13 protein-coding genes are annotated in these 19,827 nt (G+C 41.2%); 10 read left to right on the top strand and 3 right to left on the bottom strand.

Features of this window, described 5'->3' with window-relative positions; all coding sequences use genetic code 11:
• Nucleotides 1–44: 44 nt before the first annotated feature.
• The gene (locus tag ABDW32_RS15015) at nt 45–2,396 is read right to left on the bottom strand and encodes a BamA/TamA family outer membrane protein (protein WP_343563769.1); all 2,352 of its coding nucleotides are present in this window, start codon (nt 2,394–2,396) and stop codon (nt 45–47) included.
• 8 nt (nt 2,397–2,404) lie between these two features.
• On the opposite strand from ABDW32_RS15015, the gene ABDW32_RS15020 reads away from it, so the two are divergent.
• The 6 genes from ABDW32_RS15020 (at nt 2,405) to ABDW32_RS15045 (ending at nt 9,827) form a co-directional block, all read left to right on the top strand.
• Complete coding sequence (locus tag ABDW32_RS15020; RefSeq protein WP_343563771.1) at nt 2,405–3,154, top strand: RNA methyltransferase; 750 nt, start codon at nt 2,405–2,407, stop codon at nt 3,152–3,154.
• 291 nt (nt 3,155–3,445) lie between these two features.
• On the top strand, nt 3,446–4,609 hold the full coding sequence (locus ABDW32_RS15025; protein WP_343563773.1) for an MFS transporter: 1,164 nt from the start codon (nt 3,446–3,448) through the stop codon (nt 4,607–4,609).
• Between the two features lie 177 nt (nt 4,610–4,786).
• Complete coding sequence (locus ABDW32_RS15030) at nt 4,787–5,701, top strand: hypothetical protein (RefSeq protein WP_343563775.1); 915 nt, start codon at nt 4,787–4,789, stop codon at nt 5,699–5,701.
• Nucleotides 5,698–6,375 carry an ATP-binding cassette domain-containing protein gene (locus ABDW32_RS15035; RefSeq protein ID WP_343563777.1) on the top strand — a complete coding sequence of 226 codons (678 nt, stop codon included), beginning with the start codon at nt 5,698–5,700 and terminating at the stop codon, nt 6,373–6,375. The genes ABDW32_RS15030 and ABDW32_RS15035 overlap by 4 nt, the downstream gene beginning before the upstream one ends.
• A gap of 27 nt (nt 6,376–6,402) precedes the next feature.
• Nucleotides 6,403–6,951, top strand: a complete 549-nt coding sequence (locus tag ABDW32_RS15040; RefSeq protein ID WP_343563779.1) for a GNAT family N-acetyltransferase — start codon at nt 6,403–6,405, stop codon at nt 6,949–6,951.
• A 143-nt stretch (nt 6,952–7,094) separates the two neighbouring features.
• Nucleotides 7,095–9,827 carry a DNA gyrase/topoisomerase IV subunit A gene (locus tag ABDW32_RS15045; protein WP_343563781.1) on the top strand — a complete coding sequence of 911 codons (2,733 nt, stop codon included), beginning with the start codon at nt 7,095–7,097 and terminating at the stop codon, nt 9,825–9,827.
• Nucleotides 9,828–10,013: 186 nt separating this feature from the next.
• Here ABDW32_RS15045 and msrA read toward each other — a convergent pair whose 3' ends face one another.
• Nucleotides 10,014–10,529, bottom strand: a complete 516-nt coding sequence (gene msrA / locus ABDW32_RS15050; protein ID WP_343563783.1) for a peptide-methionine (S)-S-oxide reductase MsrA — start codon at nt 10,527–10,529, stop codon at nt 10,014–10,016.
• Between the two features lie 442 nt (nt 10,530–10,971).
• Nucleotides 10,972–12,000, bottom strand: a complete 1,029-nt coding sequence (locus ABDW32_RS15055) for a N(4)-(beta-N-acetylglucosaminyl)-L-asparaginase (protein WP_343563784.1) — start codon at nt 11,998–12,000, stop codon at nt 10,972–10,974.
• A 528-nt stretch (nt 12,001–12,528) separates the two neighbouring features.
• Here ABDW32_RS15055 and ABDW32_RS15060 point away from each other — a divergent pair.
• The 4 genes from ABDW32_RS15060 (at nt 12,529) to ABDW32_RS15075 (ending at nt 19,724) form a co-directional block, all read left to right on the top strand.
• Complete coding sequence (locus ABDW32_RS15060) at nt 12,529–13,755, top strand: C40 family peptidase (protein ID WP_343563786.1); 1,227 nt, start codon at nt 12,529–12,531, stop codon at nt 13,753–13,755.
• Nucleotides 13,756–13,761: 6 nt separating this feature from the next.
• Nucleotides 13,762–14,817 (top strand): dipeptide epimerase, encoded by a 1,056-nt coding sequence (locus ABDW32_RS15065; protein WP_343563788.1) that lies wholly within the window; start codon nt 13,762–13,764, stop codon nt 14,815–14,817.
• A gap of 212 nt (nt 14,818–15,029) precedes the next feature.
• Nucleotides 15,030–18,236: a TonB-dependent receptor gene (locus tag ABDW32_RS15070; RefSeq protein WP_343563790.1), complete on the top strand. Its 3,207-nt coding sequence runs from the start codon at nt 15,030–15,032 to the stop codon at nt 18,234–18,236.
• Between the two features lie 18 nt (nt 18,237–18,254).
• Entirely contained in the window at nt 18,255–19,724 is a 1,470-nt protein-coding gene (locus ABDW32_RS15075; RefSeq protein ID WP_343563792.1) for a RagB/SusD family nutrient uptake outer membrane protein, read from the top strand.
• The last annotated feature ends 103 nt before the right edge of the window (nt 19,725–19,827 follow it).

The raw sequence follows: 19,827 nt of genomic DNA on the forward strand, positions 1-19,827 counted from the left end.
CAAAATGTGATTTCGCTTGTAAAGCTAATTAAACAATGACCGCCCTAAAACGGCATACCGATGCCAAAATTGTACTGTATAAAATTATAACGGTCCGGCCTATGGCTTTGATAATATTGTTCTTTAAATTCTTTTGAATCAAAGAAATTCTTGATAACCCATTGATTGCTTCCAGAAAACTGCGGATCTTTAACCTTCAATCCCGCATCTAAACGGATGACAAAGTAATCTGAATCAAAGCGAAGTCCAAAACCGGTACCTATTGCGACCTGTCCAAGAAATTTATTGAATTTAAATTCACCACCGGGATTTAGTTCCTCATCTTTTTTCAGGCGCCATACATTTCCCATATCAAGGAAAGTTGCTCCGTTCATTTTGGCTCCCAAAAAATTATTTAAGATACGAAACCTATATTCAGCATTTGCTTCCAGTTTAATCTCGCCCAATTGATCGAGATTACGTAAATTAAGCCGGAGATCTTCACTTAGATTCTGTCTATTATATGCTCCCGGGCCGAGTGTACGTGCTTGCCAAGCCCGAATCCCATTCATTCCACCACTGTAAAAACTTTTTTCAAAGATCAGCAGCTTCGAATTGTTTCCATACGGAATAGCAATTCCCGGATTAAAGCGGAAAACAAACTGTCTGTTTCCGCCGAGGTTACGGTACAAACGATAATCAAATTCAGTTTTCGCATATTGCAGGAACGGTACACCAAAGATCTTTTTCTCCCCATCAGCATTCGTCGGTAGTTTAGCCATACTACTGATCAGATCCAGCACATTACCACTGAGATCCACCGTGCCCCTGAAATACTGAAAATCTTCTTTACTGGTCAACTTTTTTCCGTTCAGGATAAAAGTATACTGTGTTCCCAAACCAAAATATTGGCGGTCATTACTGCGCACATACAATTGATACCCCCCCTGTTCAAGGTTTTTCCTAAAATTTGTGTCCAATCGCCCATCGCGATACTCCAATACGATTGGTGTAAAACTATGATATTTGTTTTCCGTTTCATACCAGGAGTAATTCAGTGAAGTAATAAAATAACGATTAGAATACGTCCGGTCCTGATCAAACAACTGAAGCGTCATCGAATAGGTTGTTTTGGGCAACCCAAATTTTCCGCCCGGATTGATATGGAAAGGAACCATGAGTCGTGGGATCACCAAATTCACCCCCGCCTGAAAATCATTGTTGAAAATCTTGCTGGACAGTCCGCCCGCCAGACGCGGATCAAACAATACTCCATACCGCAACTTGACCTCCAGCTGCTCGGAACCGCCAAAAATATTGCGCTGCGAAAACGTATTCCCTATGTTAAAACCGCTCATCCCCGAACTAAACGTATACTCCCCCTCGATCTGGTTGCCCATCCGTGGACGTGGTACGAAATCGTAGTGAACATCAAGCTTATTGGAATCTTTTTTTACGAACTGTATTTTCACTGACCGAAAACCATTCATTTCATATAAACGATCATAAGACTTGTTTTCCTCAGCCAAGGAATAATAATTGCCAGATCGCAAATACATATATCGCTCCAAAGGCTTCCAGCGAAAGCTATTGGTCTCGTCAACAAAAAGAAGTCGTTTCGTCGAATCGCTGATACGACGGGGCGGTTTCTTCGATGTGACCCCATAATTCCTAATAGTCAGATATACACTGTCGATTTGATACTTTTTATGTATCGTTGAATCGCTGGGATTTTCAACATTTATTTTTAGGTCAATTAAATTACCGTCCAACGTTGAGTCTATACCGACACGCATGTACTGCCGTAAGTAATCGTAGTAACCATTGTTGCGCAAAACAACATAGAGCTTTTCACGTTCATCCAACAATTTAGCAGCATCGTATTGGGTATTGGGTTTGACTTTTGTTTTCGGCAGAATATCCCGATCAAAGAACCACTTTGCATCAGCATGCTCATACGTGCGCTCAATGTTCCTGATATGATAGGGGCTTCCTTCATTAACCTTAAAATTGATATGGGCTCTTTTTTTGTTCACGGTGATTTCGGGACTGACTTTGGCATTAAAATATCCCTTGGTAAACAAAAAGCGCCGGATCTGGTTGGCGGAGAGGTCCACCATCGCCGAATCCAACAAATGGGGCGGCTCACCAACATTCCGGATTTTCTTGGTCTTGTAGCGCCCTTTTTTGGTATTGAAAGTATTATAAATAAAGAGATTTACCCTTGAATTTGGTTTTATCTGATTGGAAATATAGGTTTCAGAAGATTCTTTCAATGCTGGTGAAACGCCGGAAATCTGTATTTTTGTAACCAGAGCCTGGTCATCATCGATATATTTTGAAGATCGGCAAGATGCAAAAAATAGCGTCAAAAGCATTATACTTGCAAATCCGGTAAAACGAGGATACTTAATCATCAATAAAAATGTTGTCAAAAGCGCAAATCAGTCTAATAACGTCTCTACAAAATAAAAAGTATAGAAAACAACATGGCTTATTTATCGTTGAGGGTATAAAATCCGTCAAGGAATTTATTGCATCAAGTTACCAGGTCGAGTCCATTTTCTATACAGACGACGCAAACACAAAAGTGGGTAAAATCTCGCATAATATAAAATCCCACGAGCTAACCGAGGCTGAATTTCAAAAGATTAGTACCTTAAAATCTCCTCAGGGTATCCTTGCCCTGGTCAAACTGCCCAAACAGCAACAGATCGACATACATGAGCTCAGAAATTGCTACAATATTGTATTGGATGATGTACAGGATCCAGGCAACCTGGGCACTATCATCCGTACGGCCGAATGGTTTGGGATCAAGCATATCATTTGCTCCATTGGCACAGTAGATGCTTATAATCCGAAAGTGGTACAGGCCACCATGGGTTCACTGGCCCGAATACAGGTACATTACCTAAATCTACATGAATTCATCTCCTCAACAGACTTGCCGGTTTATGGGGCACTGCTCAATGGGCAATCCATTTACCAGACCGAATGGACTACAGAAGGATTGATTGTCATGGGAAATGAAGGCAATGGCATCAGTACAGAAATAATAGGTTTAATAGATCAGGCAGTGACCATACCCCGTATCGGCCAAGCGGAATCGCTGAATGTTGCCGTCGCAACAACGATATTCTGCAGTGAGATCGCCCGACAGCAGCTGGTTTAGCAAATTTATTTCCAAAAGCCCCCCCCTATAATCGTTAATGAAATCCGATCCGATTCCCTTCGGAATCTCCAATCTCAGCGACTGCAGAGCCCCGACCTCTGCGAAAGGCCGCGGGTATTGATTTCTGGATATTATTTTTATGCTACCAGAAAGGCTTTTAAAAATTTCGAACAAAAGAAAAAGTTTAATCGTTTCAAAAGCTGTACATTTGACCTACTCTTCAAACAGTACAGGTATCTTCCACGCTGCCGCATACTTGAAGAATTATTCACGCACGACAATTGTTTTAAAATGCCATCTGAACAGAAATCCATCTATACACTTCAATTTATTCTACTCTGCCTGAGCTCACTCCTATTCTCCTCGAGTTTCAATATGATTATTCCAGAGCTCCCGAATTACCTGAGTAGTTTGGGAGGGGCTGAATACAAGGGGCTGATCATCGCATTATTTACATTGACTGCAGGAATTTCGAGACCTTTTAGCGGTAAGCTGACCGACCGTTGGGGTCGCGTACCGGTCATGGCTATTGGATCTATTGTCTGTTTTATCTGCGGTTTTCTCTATCCGATCTTAACTTCTGTCGCTGGCTTTCTATTTCTGCGCTTGATCCATGGTTTCTCCACTGGTTTTAAACCTACATCCACCTCCGCGTATGTGGCGGATCTTGTTCCCCAAAAAAGATGGGGTGAAGCCTTGGGGATGCATGGTCTTGCATTCAGTGTAGGCACCGCAGTAGGCCCTGCGATAGGCAGTGCAATTTTTGATGCTTTTGGAATTAATGTGATGTTCTATTCCTCTTCCTTTATGGCATTATTATCGATCTTGATCGTCATCAACATGAAGGAGACCTTGGTCAAAAAGGAAAAATTCAACCTTTCCATGCTCAAAATAGATCGAAAGGATATTATTGAATGGCGCGCACTCCCAGCGGGAATAGTTACGTTCCTGTCCTATACAGCATATGGAGTGATCCTGACCCTTATACCGGATTGGAGTGAACACCTTGGATTAAAAAATAAAGGTCTTTTCTTCCTGGCATTTACGATCGCATCCGTTATGATACGTTTTGTATCCGGAAAGGTCTCCGATCGCTATGGACGGCCAAAAGTTATTATTACCGGTTTAGTAATTATTGCCATTGCACTAGTGGTTATTGGTCTTGAGGATAGCTTTATAGGCCTGATGGCCGGAGCAAGTATCTATGGTATCGGTACAGGTATATTATCTCCTGCCGTAAATGCCTGGACCATTGACCTAAGTATCCCTGAACATCGGGGTAAAGCCGTTGCGACTATGTATATCTCGCTCGAAGCAGGAATTGGCCTCGGGGCGCTGCTCGCCGGACTCTATTATGCAGATGTTATTCTCCGCATTCCGCAAATTATGTATGCAAATGCCGTTGTATTGGTGATCGCCTTACTCTATATGCTGAATTGGCAAAGAAAATCTTAGTGTTAGCTTGAAATAAAAATATTGCTGTTAGCAAGCTATCAGCATATAAACTTTTTCCTCAGATTTTTATAACTTCAAGAAAAAGTTTACATTACAAATCGTCAAATCTATTATAATTAGTAGGCCAAAAAGGTCTCGATAACATTACTTGCAGGACTATTTATTAGCAGATAGCAAATGATAAACAACTATTTAAAGCTCCAATATAAATTGTTGACTCGCCATTTTAAAGCAACTGGCCTTCCAATAGTGATTGCACCATTTTTATTACTGGGGACTTGCTATCTTAGCTATTACCTCATGCTACAATACCCGGTTTTTGGAAGCTATACCCTACTATTGAGCAATTTCCAGTTACTCTTTCTGCTGACCGAAAAAAACAGAAACGATTTTCTAAAAAATACCTTTCATAAAAGCGACTTTTGCAAAATCAGATTACTGGAAAATGGCATCCTGATCTTACCGTCTTTTATTATTTTACTCCTTCTAAAGCTATGGATATATGCTGCTGCACTGATTATCTTGGCTATTGTGTTCGCTTTTTTGATCTTTAAGGCCTTTGGTCAATCCATTCCCACGCCATTTACAAAAAAACCTTTTGAATTTATTATCGGTTTCCGCAGAAGTTATCTGCTGATTCTTGTGCTGTACATTTTGGCAGCAATCGGTTTCTATGTCCTGAATCCCAACCTAGTCCTGTTTTGTGTAGGCGGCATCGCGTTAACCTGCGTGTTCTATTATCAGGTGCCGGAACCGCAATTTTATCTTTGGAACAACCGGCACAAGCCTGCTGGATTTCTGTTGGGTAAATTTAGACGTGGATTACTGCAATGTTTTTTATTTACCCTCCCACTTCTATTGCTGTACAGCTTTATTTTTTCATCAGCATGGTTTAACGCTTTAATTGTTTTGGGCGGTATATTTTTCCTGCTACCTTTTGCCATTACCTTAAAATATGTGGCTTATCCACGGGAGATCAATTTTCCAGAAGGCTTTGCGCTATTATTATGTTTTAGCTTCTACCCCTTGATATTAGCACTATTTCCTTTCTATTATTTTAAAGCCCTCAAAAATCTAAATAACTATTTATGATCGAGCTTATTCATATCAGTAAATCTTTCGGGCAGCATCAGGTCTTGCATGAGTTAACCTTTACTTTTGAGGATGGAAAAGTCTATGGTATCGTTGGTGAAAACGGTGCCGGAAAAACAACCTTATTCCGTTGTATTGCAGGTCTGGAAACGGCTATGGGAAAGATTAGTGCAAAGCCACAGCCGCTTAAGAATCATCTAGGTTACCTTACTTCAGATCCCTATTTCTTGTCAAAACTGACAGGTGAAGAATATATCTATCTCCTTACTGATGCGCGGGGGAAAAGTATTCATAATATCGAAGAAAGAAATATTTTCGAACTGCCACTGAAAGAGTATGCCAGTTCCTATTCTACAGGGATGAAAAAGAAACTAGCCTTGACAGCAACCTTACTCCAGGACAACAGCTTTTATATTCTGGATGAACCTTTTAATGGAATAGATCTCCAAAGTAGCATTATCCTGACTGAAATCATACGGCGTCTTAAAGCCATGCACAAGACCGTCCTGATCTCCTCCCATATATTCTCCACCTTAAAGGATACTTGCGATGAAATCCTGCTGCTCGAAGCAGGCCGGATCAGTAAAACGGTCAAGAAAGAACAATTCAGTAATTTTGAAGAAGAAATGAAAGAGAAAATATTGAAAAAAGATATCGATAAATTGTGGGGTTAAAATCCGCTAAGACCTAATATAGACACCATGGAAAAATACCTACCAACACTGGAAACTGAGCGTTTGATCATTCGCCCGATAAGCCTAGAGGATAAAGACTATTTTTTTGCAATGGATTCGCAGGCGGAGGTGCATACCTTCCTCAATAAAGAGCCAGTTCAGTCCATAGAAGAAATGGAAAAAGCGATCGCTCTCATCCAGCAGCAATATGAAAAATATGGTATTGGCCGATTGGGAGTTGTTGAAAAATCAAGTAATCAGTGGATCGGGTGGACGGGGTTTAAATATATTGATGAACTGGAAAATGGACGCATTGGATTCCTGGATCTCGGCTATCGTTTCAGGGTAGAATCCTGGGGCAAAGGATACGCTACCGAGGCTGCCTTAGCATGTATGCAGTATTATCGCGAGCACCTGACTCATTTCGAGCTGCATGCTATCACCCATATCGAAAACAAAGGATCAAGACATGTGTTGGAAAAAGTGGGCTTTAAGGTTACCGAAGAGTTTGATTTCGACCGTTGGAATATCCGCTGTTATTGGTATGACCTGATCGAGCAGCCTGTACAAAGCTAATTATATTAGTTTTAAAAGCTAATTTTTTTAACTTTTTATAGTTTCACTGGGATAAAACAAAATGGTTTTGTATTTTTACACGTTCGAATAAAATAAAATTTCGAACATTTCTCTATTGTACAATTTAATCTATTGCTGAATAAATGAGTGACGAAACAAACTTCCCAACGGAAGATAACCAAGGAGAATTAGGAGCAGAAAAAACAGAGGGTGGAAGTCAGACAATACCTTTATCGGGACTTTACGAGAACTGGTTTTTGGATTACGCGTCCTATGTAATCTTGGATAGAGCTGTACCCCATATAAATGACGGTTTGAAGCCCGTACAACGTCGTATTCTTCATTCCCTAAAGGAAATGGATGATGGACGATATAATAAAGCTGCCAATGTAATTGGTAACACCATGAAATATCATCCGCATGGAGATGCTTCCATCGGTGATGCGATGGTACAATTAGGACAAAAGGATCTGCTGATCGATTGCCAAGGAAACTGGGGTTTTCCCATTACCGGTGATTCGGCTGCAGCCCCACGTTATATCGAGGGCCGACTTTCAAAATTTGCAAATGAGGTTGTCTTCAATCCCGAAACGACGGAATGGCAACTAAGCTACGATGGACGTAACCGTGAGCCGGTCACATTACCGGTTAAATTCCCATTGCTTCTGGCACAGGGAGCCGAAGGTATTGCCGTAGGTTTGGCGACCAAAATTATGCCGCACAACTTTATTGAACTTATCGATGGTTCAATTCAGGCATTGAATGGCGAACGTCCGAATATTCTTCCCGATTTTCCTACAGGTGGTATGGCCGATGTATCTAATTACAATGAAGGTCAACGTGGCGGAAAGATCCGCGTACGCGCTAAAATCGAAGAGCGGGATAAAAAGACGTTGGCTATCACCGAGATTCCTTTTGGCACAACCACTGGCGGGCTTATCGAAAGTGTCGTAACAGCGAATGAAAAAGGTAAAATCAAGATCAAGAAAATCGAAGATAACACCGCTGGAAATGTTGAAATCATCGTACACTTAGCGCCCGGAATATCGCCTGACGTAACGATCGATGCACTATATGCATTCACAGCCTGTGAGGTTTCGATTTCGCCAAATACCTGTGTCATCAAAGATGAAAAACCTCATTTTATGAGTGTCAATGACATCTTGATTGAAAACACCAAAAACACCAAAAATCTATTGAAGCGGGAACTGGAGATCCGTTTAAATGATCTTCAGGAAAAAATCTTCTTCAATAGTTTATTAAAAATATTCATCCAGGAAGGGATGTACAAACATGCCGATTATGAAAATGCCGGTGACTTTGACACTGTCGTACAGGTTCTAAATCGCTTGTTTGAGCCATTCTTTGAACAGTTTTATCGTGAAATTCTTCCGGAGGATTATAAAAAATTGATCGATAAACCGATGAGCAGCATTACGCGTTTCGATGTTAAAAAATCGGACGAAACGATGAAGACGCTCGAAAATGAGATCAAAGAGGTTAAGCGGAACCTACGCCAATTGACGGAATATGCCATTGCATGGTATGAAAAACTACGCGAAAAATATAGTAAAGATCGTGAGCGTAAGACCGAATTACGCATTTTTGATAAGGTGGAAGCTACACAAGTCGCGCTGGCCAATACCAAACTATATGTCAATCGTGAAGAAGGGTTCATCGGTTCAGGAATGAAGAAAGATGAGTTCGTATGCGATTGCTCGGATATCGACGATATCATCGTATTCCGCGAAGACGGCAAGTATGTCGTCAGTAAGATTCAGGATAAGGTATTCGTCGGAAAAGGAATTATCCATGTAGCGGTCTTTAAAAAAGGTGACGAACGAACGATATACAATGTCATCTATAAAGAAGGTGAAACCGGCACAAGTTATATCAAACGTTTCTCTGTTGTGGGCGTGACCCGTGATAAGGAATACGATGTATCAAAAGGATCAAAAGGATCAAAAGTCTTATACTTCACCGCCAATCCAAATGGCGAGGCCGAAGTGGTCAATATACAGCTTAAACCACACACGAAATTACGTAAATTGAATTTCGACATGGATTTCGCTGAGATTGCTATCAAGGGCCGCGCATCTCAGGGAAATATTGTTTCCAAATACCCTGTCAAGAAAATTACGTTTAAAAGCTCTGGTATTTCAACCCTTGCTGGACGAAAAATCTGGTACGACAGCATCATGAAACGACTCAACGCTGATGAACGTGGTCAGTATCTAGGAGAATTTGATGGTGATGATAAAATCTTGGTGGTACTTTCTGATGGTAGTTACGAGCTTTCGAACTTCGATCTGAGCAACCACTTCGATGAAAAAATGATCCGTATTGAGAAATTCTATCCTGAACACATTTATACAGTTGTGCATCAAGATGGCAAAAGCGGAACCTATTTCGTCAAACGCTTTAAATTTGACGACCAACCTATTGGTAAACGTATTTCGTTTATCAATGAGGAACCTGGTTCAAAACTCGTGCTTATGAGCAATGCTGCAGAGCCAACAGTCAAATTAGATATTTTAAAAGGCAAATCCCAAACTGAGGAAACACTGGAGCAACCATTGACTGAGATCATCGATGTCAAAGGGATAAAGGCACAGGGCAACCGCCTGTCTTTCCATACCGTAAAATCTGTCACTTTGATCACTGTGGATGAGGATCTAAGCGAAAAAGGAAAGGAAAAAGCCGAAGTCGCTTCTGTGGATGGAGGGGCCAAATCGGATGAAACAAAGTCTGAGACATCAACTGCCCAAGCCTCCACGAATACATCCGACAATAAAAAAGAAGATGATATTAAGCTGGAGATCACCAATCCTGATGACATCCAAATTGATGACAATGGACAAATGGAAATGTTTTAACAAACCTTTTCAATAAATAATCCCTATAAGAAAGGCTCGAATATAATATTCGAGCCTTTTTATATTATTGTAGATCGCAGGTCGTTCTCAAAGGCAACGAAGGCCTTGTTTCAATCCTCAGGCCCGCTGTTAAATACCCAGCATCGATTCGCTGCGCACGGGCACCAAGTTCCTGCAATAAAGCTTTTAAGCTTTAAATTCTTTCAAGAATTTTTGAAGTTTCGGAGCAATGACGACTGAACAAAACGGATTCTCAGGATGATCATTGAAATAATTATGATGATAATCTTCAGCCAGCCAAAACGTTGACGCCGGTTCTACCGCTGTGACAATAGGATCCTCGTAGACAGCTTCATTTTCCAATTCATCAATAAAGTTTTTTGCCAAAATCTCCTGTTCTTCATTATGATAGAAGACCACAGAGCGATATTGTGTACCCACATCATTACCCTGACGGTTCAATGTTGTCGGATTATGTGTCTTGAAGAAAATTTTCAACAGATCTTCATAATTGACCAGCTCATCATCGTATTCCAACTCTACCACTTCCACGTGATCGGTTGTACCAGTACAGACCTGCTCATAGGTAGGATGGTCTACATGACCACCCATATATCCAGGTAATACGGATGTAACTCCCTCGGTATTCTGGAAAATTACTTCCGTGCACCAGAAACATCCACCTCCAAATGTTGCTTTCATATTTTTATTGTATTAAGTATTGCGTATTGAGTAGTTAGTATTTAGACTTTACTAAGCCGGCGGCATAGTGTTATTCTATTTTTTCACTTAAACAACGCTTATACAAAGATAATCAATATTAAATTTAATACTCAAACCTCAACGTGTATTCTAAATTAAGTACTGCCTATTAAATAGCAAGTATTTAGACTTTACTTCTCTACCCCCGTGACATAAAAGCTACCGTCTTTCTTTTCCAAAGACGACATTTATTACTTATATGCAAATTTGCATCCGGAAAAACGACAAAGCGCAAAGGATTAGGATAAAGAACAAAGATTAACGACCGAACATCAAATCTGGACGCTTGTAAAACCGGCCTTGATCTTCTTTCGCAAACCTCCTACCTCCTATCATTTATCTAAAATCTTACATCTAATAGCTAGAGATGAATATCTATTTACTAATAATAATGTTTTCCTTTGATCAAAAGATCCTGCTGTTTACTGTCACAGACAGCATACGAAAATCCCTCCTGCAAAGCAAAAGCTCCATACTCACCTTTTTTATTGATCGCCAAAAATCCAACTTGTATCTCTTTGGCAATTGCAGGCTTTTTCTTCACGATACGCATCACCGCTTCCTTACAGGCATCTTCGGGCGAGTACCCCTGACGCATTAATTCGACTACCAAAAAACTGCCAACATTTCGAATAACTTCTTCACCGACACCGGTCGAAGTAGCGCCGCCAACTTCATTATCCACATAGAGACCAGCTCCAATAATCGGGCTATCCCCTACCCGGCCGTGCATCTTAAATGCCATTCCACTGGTAGTGCAGGCTCCAGAGATATTTCCCTCCGCATCCAAGGCCAACATACCTATCGTATCGTGATTATATTGATTGCCGGGGAGGCGCTCTGCAGCAAAAGTTTTATTTTCGATATTCATGACAGGCTTGTATTTCTTCTCCTTTAACCATTCTTTCCAGGCTTTCTCCCCTTCCGGCGTCAATAAGTTTTCCTCCTGAAAACCGTTTTCCAACGCAAATTGTAAGGCACCTTCCCCCACAAGCATGACATGCGGCGTTTTCTCCATCACTAGACGTGCTACAGAAATGGGATGTCCGATTTTTTCCATACCCGCTACAGCACCACAATTGCCATCAGCATCCATAATACAGGCATCTAAGGTCACGTGTCCATCGCGATCCGGATAACCACCTTTACCTACAGTCATGTTTTTCAGGTCCGCTTCGGGTACGCGTACCCCCTGCTCAACAGCATCAAGCGCTTTTCCGCCTTTCGATAGAATCTCCCATGCCGCTTTATTAGCCGCTATACCAAAATCCCAGGTCGATATCACGATCGGATATTTCTTCACCTTGACACTAGATGCAATCGCCAACCCTTTTGTATCGAATGCACTCAAGGTACCTATCGCGGTAGCCGCCATAAAACCTTGCTTAATAAAATTACGTCTAGAACTCATATGTAAATTATTTATCTTTTTATATGCCCTTAACCGGATCGCATCCTAGCATCCAAGCATAGATATATTATCTTCCGATTTCCATAAACAGAAATTATGTATTCATCGCGATGAAATTATAAAGACCGGTCGCAGCCCTATTGGAGCCCGCAGCACAAAACCGCATGCTTACGCTACAAGCACATAATACCCCGCATCGTAGCCCGCCGTTTGCTTGCCCCGCTTCACGTCCGACCATCCAAAATACTGATCAGCTCACTTGATCTCCTTTTTAACGTAGGTATCGACAGAAAAACAGGCTATCCTCCGCCTTACCACTTCGTTACTTAAATAGAAATGCCTTAAAACTCGATCATGCGCTATCAATAAACAATTATACAAAATGGTTTTAGCAAATGGACAAATTAATTAAAATTAAGCCTAAAGATTCGTTTTTTAGCAACATAATATTCAAATCCCTTAAAAATCGACAATAAATATTACATTATATTGTGAATTAATCCTATCTTTAGAAACAAACTAATCAGCATGAAAAACACACTAAAATTTGCGATTTTAGCCTGTGCAAGTCTTATTGGCACAAGTCATGGCCATGCACAGCAAGTAGATTCCACCACATATTTCAAAATCAAAGAATTGCAAGAAAACGTAAAACGTGAATTTGCACCAGATCGCAGAACAAAAATTGTGGCTATCCAAAAAGCGGATATCCCACAAAATCAATATATCCTCGAAACGACTGAAAAAGATGCGAAGTTCGTGCTGGAACAAAAAGCAAAAGAAATATCCGCCGATATCCAAATCCAACTCTTGCCTGATGCGAGTGTGGAAGGCAAAACTACCGGAGTCATAAAACTATCAGTTGCCAACATGCGCACCTTCCCCGATAATGCTGCTGAGCTCACTAGCCAGGTGTTATTGGGTACACAGGTTGATCTGCTACAGAAAAAAAGTGGCGAATATCGCGTACGGACACCTGATGGCTACATTGCCTGGATACCCAGCTCATCAATAGCCGTAATGGACAAGAGCGAAATAGACAGTTGGCGACAAGCGGACAAACTGATCTACACAGCTGAATTTGGAAAGTCTTATTCCGAAACTGATGAGAAGAGCCAGCGGGTATCCGATCTGGTTTATGGCGACATTTTAAAATTAACAGGACAGAAAGGCAATTTTTATGCGGTTTCTTATCCCGATGGCCGAAAAGCTTATATCAAAAAAACTGAAAGTCTAACGCTAAAAAGCTGGCTGGACTCACGGCGTCCCACCGCGGAAAATATTATCGCAAGTGCAAAAACAATGTTGGGACTACCTTACTTATGGGGTGGAACATCCGTTAAAGGAGTCGATTGCAGTGGCTTTACCAAAACAAGTTTCTTTATGAATGGTTTTGTCATCCCTAGAGATGCCTCCCAGCAGGTACTGGCAGGCGAAAAGATCGATATCCTTGACGGTGAGGGTCATTTTGACCCGGAGAAAGCGCTTAAAAACCTTAAACCAGCGGATTTACTATTCTTTGCTGCAGGTAAAAACAGTAATCCTAACGCGCGGGTAACCCATGTAGCCCTTTATATTGGTAATGGTACCTTTATCCACGCTGCAGGATTAGTCCGGATAAACAGTATGCTAAAAGATTCACCAGATTATGACGACTTCCAAACGCGTACTGTAGTAGCAGCCCGCCGTTATTTAGGGGCGAAGGATGCTGCGATTCAAAAAGTTGCCGAGAGTAATTATTATGTCAACAAATAAATCAAGATGAGTAACCAATCTGAATGGATCAGCAAAGACTTTGGGGCTTTTAAATTACGGTTCCGTCCATATACGTTAACATTGCGACATGTTTTCACCGTTGCTTCCTACAGCCGAAGTACAACACCTGTTGTATTGACCGAACTGGAATACGATGGCATTATAGGTTATGGAGAAGCCAGCATGCCGCCATACCTTGGTGAATCGCAGGAAAGTGTGATCGCTTTTTTAAATCAAATTGATCTATCAGCATTCAACTCCCCTTTCCAAACCGAGGAGATCCTGCATTATGTAGATCAAGTAGCCACTAAGAATACCGCAGCTAAAGCAGCTATCGATATCGCACTGCATGATGTGCTTGGTAAAATGATGGGCCAGCCTTTCTATAAAATATGGGGACTAAACCCTGATCTTATACCCCCAACTTCCTACACGATCGGTATCGATACAGAAGATATGATCCGCAAAAAGGTCGCAGAAGCGGATCAGTTTAAGATCCTAAAAGTAAAATTGGGGCTGGATACCGATAGAATGATCATTGAGACTATTCGCCAGGTAACAGACCGTCCCTTATGTGCAGATGTCAATCAGGGCTGGAAAACACGGGAAGAAGCTTTGGAAATGGCACATTGGTTAGCGGAACGAAATGTTGTATTCCTTGAGCAGCCGATGCCTAAAGAACAGCTTGACGATAATGCCTGGCTGACCGAACGTAGTCCCATACCGACTATCGCCGATGAGGGCTGCCAACGATTGATTGATGTACCGGCTTTAAAAGGTGTCTACAGTGGTATCAACATCAAACTGATGAAATGTACCGGCATGCGTGAAGCCAAACGAATGGCCGAACTTGCACGTTCCCTCGAAATGAAGGTAATGATCGGTTGTATGACCGAAACCTCATGCGCCATTAGTGCAGCGGCACAATTGGCAGCATTGACCGATTGGGCAGATTTAGATGGGGCGCTGCTGATCGATAACGATATCTATGATGGGATGACGGTAGTTAACGGCAACTGCATCTTACCTAATCGTCCTGGAATTGGAATTTCAAGAAAATAACATTATATTCAATGCAATGTTTTTGTTTTAAAGAAAAACATTGCATTGAATCTCAATCGGAATTGCGAGCACCAACCGATTTACCAAAATATTAACAAACTAAATTAATCAATTCACACCTTTTATGAAATATCCATGTTTGAAACAGCACACTCTCCGATGCAGCTCAACAAGATATTCCATATGGCCTTTAAAAGACAAATAATTTCCATATGAAACCACATGTACTCACAACGTTGTGTCTCATAGCCTGTAGCTCGATGCAGTCTCTATATGCACAACAGATTCAGATTGCTGGAAAAATCACGGACAGTAATGGAAATCCCATCAGTGGAGTTACCATCAATGTCAAAGGATCCGCTCAGGGAACCTCAACCAACGAACAGGGATTATTTACACTCAGCGCAAATTCCAACGCCACACTCCTGTTATCTGCGGTCGGATACAATACCCAGGAAGTCCAGGTCAATGGCCGGAAAACGATCAGTGTTACCCTTGTTAGTAATGAACAGGCCTTAGATGAGGTGATCGTCGTCGCCTATGGTACAGCAAAAAAAAGCACCTATACAGGTTCAGCTGCGCAGGTAAAATCTGACGCAATAGATAAACAACCAGTCACATCCTTTGAAAAAGCATTAACTGGACGGGTCGCTGGTTTGCAACTATCAAATGGATCAGGTCAAGCAGGAGCTACCTCAGCCATACGTATCCGAGGAATTGGGTCAATGAACGCGTCCAACGATCCACTATATGTCATCGACGGTGTCCCCGTCGTTTCTGGAAGTGTTGGGCAAATGGGTGATTACATTGTTAATACCAACAATGTAATGAGTACGTTGAATCCAAGTGATATCGAATCCATCTCCGTACTGAAAGATGCCGCTGCATCTTCCTTATATGGATCTCGGGCCGCTAATGGGGTCATTATCATTACAACAAAAAGAGGTAAAAATGGAGACCCCAAGATCAATGTTAAATCCTCCATCGGCATAAGCCCATCCTGGGCTACAAAAAATAATGAACCTGCTTCTGTTCAAGATCAGATCAATATGCTCTATAGTATCCTCTATGATTCTCGTATAGCATCTGGTCAGACAGCAGAGCAAGCAAACAAAAATACGCTCAACCGCCTGAATTCATTGGAATGGAATCCTAATTCTGCAAATTATGGCAAACCAAATCCTGCCTATGGATTTGGTATCCATGGATACCAATTTAGTACCGATGGCATATCACAATGGGAGAATGTCCATATTTCCGGAAAAACCGACGGAGTGGAAAACCGGGACGGAAAATATTACGATTGGAATAAAGCATTATTTAGAACAGGTATATTCAATACCAACGATATATCGGTCAGTGGAGCAACAGAGAAGACAAGCTACTACGCATCGTTGAACTATACACAAGATAAAAGCAGGATTATTGAAAATAATTTTGACCGCATTAATGGACGGGTCAATTTGACACAGAAAATCGGAAAATACCTGGAATTCGGATCCAATATCAACTATGCAAAGAACAAATTAATCGGCATGAACGATACACGAAATACAGGAACAAATTACCTGTATCAAACGCGCAATCTGTTATGGCAGATGTACTGGCCAACCGATTATAAAACAGGCAAAGAATACACCGCCCGCTATGGAAGTCTTGCTTATAACCCGTTGTACTATAACAAAGAATGGGAGAACTCATCAAAAACAAGTAAAATTTCCGCCATAGAATCACTGACTCTAAAGCTCTTACCAGAATTAACCCTGAAAACGATTTTCTCTTACGATAATACAGAAGTTAAAGACCATATTTACTACAGTGCCAAACACTATAACGGTATGGCAGACAATGGTCGTGTCACCGAAGTTTCCACCTCCATTCAGAAATTAGTCTCATCAACAACTGCCAATTATAATAAAAGCTTCGGGCTACACAATTTGAATTTATTAGCGGGTTTCGAAGCTGAAAAAAACACCACAGATTTTATTCGAGCCACAGGTAAAGATCTTCCGTCCTCATCACTGCACACAGTTACTACTGCAGGTATTTTGGATGCCGCTGCACATTCCGAAGGCTTCAATATGATGTCCATTTTATCGAGAGCCGAATATAATTTTGATGAACGGTATTTTGCCTCAGCTTCCTTCAGAAGAGATGGGGCATCACGATTAGGGCCTGGCCCGCGTTGGGGCAATTTTTGGTCGCTCGCAGCTTCATGGAATTTGGCAAAAGAATCTTTTATCAAGGAAACTGAACAAATCAATAATCTGAGGCTAAGAGGTTCCTATGGAACTAATGGAACTTTACCAACAAGTAACTATGCCTGGAGAAACCTGACCAGTTATTCCAATAAATATATGACACAACCTGGAGGTGGTTTAAACAACCTGGGTAATCCTGACGTCGCCTGGGAACTAAATTACCAGACCAATATCGCATTGGAGTTCGGGCTATTTAACAACAAACTTTTTGGTACACTCGAATATTTCAATAGGGATTCAAAAAGTCTACTACAGGATGTTCCGATATCCACAATCACCGGTTTCAAGTCCATCCTGAGAAATGTGGGTGAGATGAACAACAAAGGCTTAGAAATTGAATTAGGCTCAGATATTGTTAAAAATGAAAACTGGAAATGGACTTTAAGTGCCAATGCGACTTTTATCTCATCGAAAGTGACAAAACTATACGGCGGACAGGATATAGTGTGGTTTGACCCTACCGGTGGAGATAATAGGGCCAGATTCGTATACCGTGAAGGTGAATCTTCCTTGTCTTTCTTCGGGCTGGAATGGGCTGGCACAGACCAAACCAATGGGAAAAATGTATGGTATACCAATGATGGTACGGCCGGTGAATTCATGTTTAACGGAAAAGCGGCAACTTATAATTATAAAAATGCTAAGCAGACAATTATTGGAAATGCCAATCCTAAATTATATGGTGGCATAAATTCGGATATTGACTATAAAAACTTTGCATTGGGATTAAACTTTGCCTACAAGATAGGCGGCAAACTGTACGATGCTACATCAAAAGATGTTGCAGATGATGGTTATTATTGGGAACGGATACATTCCCAATACTTCATTGAAGACTCTTGGTCACCATCCAACACGGGTGGAACTTATCCAATGGTAACTGGTAGAGATCTAGAAGACGTCAACCAAATCAGCAGCAGGCAATTATTTGATGCTTCCTATATCAGATTAAAAAACATATCCTTAAGCTATAGATTACCAAATACATTATTAAGCCGAGCCGGAATTTCAAATGCCAGACTATACTTTAATGGTAGTAATTTACTCACGCTTTCCAAGTATAAATACATGGATCCTGAAGTGAATCAATTTGGTACCCGTGGATGGGAAACACCACTGGCAAAAACATACACTTTTGGTGTTGAGTTTAGTTTTTAACAGATAAAAAACAATAATATGAAAAAGCTTTTTATTGCCTCGTGCATCTCCATATCTTTGGCAATTAGCTCCTGCAGTAATTTTCTGGATGTAACCCCTACAAACATGGGAGATTCCAATACATCTATACAAACTGCCGCCGACGCAAAGGTTATTATGAATGGATTAATGAGCAAAATGGCAAATGTTGATTATTATGGTAGAAATTTCCCACTTTATGCGGATGCAAAAGGTGGTGACTTTACGATCGCCTCACAAGGACGTGGTTACGACTACTTATACGTATTTAACCATTCTGCATCATCAAATCCCTATGCGAACATTTGGATCCAAGGATTCCACTCACTGGTACAAATTAATAATCTCCTAGCAAGTATAGATAAACTGGTCAAAGCCGGTTCAACGGAAGATTTTGCTTCTTATAAAGGACAAGCATTAACAGCTAGGGCATTAATTAATTTTGACCTGGTGAGATTATATGGCAAGCCGTATAATATGGAGAAGTCATCCTTGGGTATTCCCAATGTCACGAAAGTACTTGAATACAACGCGCAGGAAAAACGCGTCTCCGTCGAAGAAAATTACAAGCAGATCCTACAGGATCTTAAGGATTCAGAAAACTTACTGTCTAAGTCAAAAACAAACGGGTATATTAACTATTTTGCCAATAAGGCATTGCAGGCGCGCGTCTATCTTTATATGAATGATTATGACAATGCACTAAAAGCTACCCAGGAAATAATCGATTCCAAAGTGTATACTTTATACAGCAATGCAGACTGGGTAAAATCCTGGACCAGCATGTTCGGTACAGAATCGATCCTTGAACTTGGTGTTTATCCTAATGAAGCCGACGCAGGTGTCAATTCTCTTGGGGCGATGTTTCGTAGAAAAGGACATGGAAGTGCGGCTATTTTGGGAAATTTTATCGCCGCAGACCCGTTCCTAGCGAAACTTAAAACTGACGACACGGATGTTAGATGGGGAGTAATGGCATCTGATGAGGTCGGCAGCACGCATCTGGGTGCTTTATACAAGTATAGCGGAAGCACTACTCTTGTCGGAGACAAAAATTCAACCTCAAATAGCACTGCAGTGAATATCAAAGTCATCCGCTTATCAGAAATTTACCTCATCGCTGCTGAGTCCGCATTATTGAAATCTTCTCCAGACAAAAGCCTTGCAGCAAGCTATTTGAATGCTATTCGTCAAAGATCTCCGAAGCTGGATGCTGCAACATCCGGTACAATTACTTTGGATATGATAGCTGATGAAAGAAGCAAAGAGCTCCTGGGCGAAGGCCACCGATTCTTCGATATGATGCGCTGGAATAAGTCGATCACATTTGACGATGATCTTGGTAATATAAGTACTACCAATAGACCAAAGACAATAGACCGAACTTTTTTCAAAACGATTCTTCCAATTTCCCTGGATGAAATGAACGCGAATCCGGCTATCGCAAATCAACAAAACCCGAGTTACTAAATTATTAATAATCATAAAGCGGGGCTGCCCTACCTGAGCAGCCCCGCTTTATTTTATTCATACCCGCCACAGTTTTTTCTAAAAGTTTAATTCTAAAAGAGGG

It is taken from the genome of Sphingobacterium sp. (assembly GCF_039596235.1).
In the GTDB taxonomy this organism is placed as follows: Bacteria; Bacteroidota; Bacteroidia; order Sphingobacteriales; family Sphingobacteriaceae; genus Sphingobacterium.

Coding starts and splice junctions, on each gene's coding strand:
- ABDW32_RS15015 (WP_343563769.1), bottom strand. CDS start 2,396: ATGATTAAGTATCCTCGTTTTACCGGATTTGCAAGTATAATGCTTTTG.
- ABDW32_RS15020 (WP_343563771.1), top strand. CDS start 2,405: ATGTTGTCAAAAGCGCAAATCAGTCTAATAACGTCTCTACAAAATAAA.
- ABDW32_RS15025 (WP_343563773.1), top strand. CDS start 3,446: ATGCCATCTGAACAGAAATCCATCTATACACTTCAATTTATTCTACTC.
- ABDW32_RS15030 (WP_343563775.1), top strand. CDS start 4,787: ATGATAAACAACTATTTAAAGCTCCAATATAAATTGTTGACTCGCCAT.
- ABDW32_RS15035 (WP_343563777.1), top strand. CDS start 5,698: ATGATCGAGCTTATTCATATCAGTAAATCTTTCGGGCAGCATCAGGTC.
- ABDW32_RS15040 (WP_343563779.1), top strand. CDS start 6,403: ATGGAAAAATACCTACCAACACTGGAAACTGAGCGTTTGATCATTCGC.
- ABDW32_RS15045 (WP_343563781.1), top strand. CDS start 7,095: ATGAGTGACGAAACAAACTTCCCAACGGAAGATAACCAAGGAGAATTA.
- msrA (WP_343563783.1), bottom strand. CDS start 10,529: ATGAAAGCAACATTTGGAGGTGGATGTTTCTGGTGCACGGAAGTAATT.
- ABDW32_RS15055 (WP_343563784.1), bottom strand. CDS start 12,000: ATGAGTTCTAGACGTAATTTTATTAAGCAAGGTTTTATGGCGGCTACC.
- ABDW32_RS15060 (WP_343563786.1), top strand. CDS start 12,529: ATGAAAAACACACTAAAATTTGCGATTTTAGCCTGTGCAAGTCTTATT.
- ABDW32_RS15065 (WP_343563788.1), top strand. CDS start 13,762: ATGAGTAACCAATCTGAATGGATCAGCAAAGACTTTGGGGCTTTTAAA.
- ABDW32_RS15070 (WP_343563790.1), top strand. CDS start 15,030: ATGAAACCACATGTACTCACAACGTTGTGTCTCATAGCCTGTAGCTCG.
- ABDW32_RS15075 (WP_343563792.1), top strand. CDS start 18,255: ATGAAAAAGCTTTTTATTGCCTCGTGCATCTCCATATCTTTGGCAATT.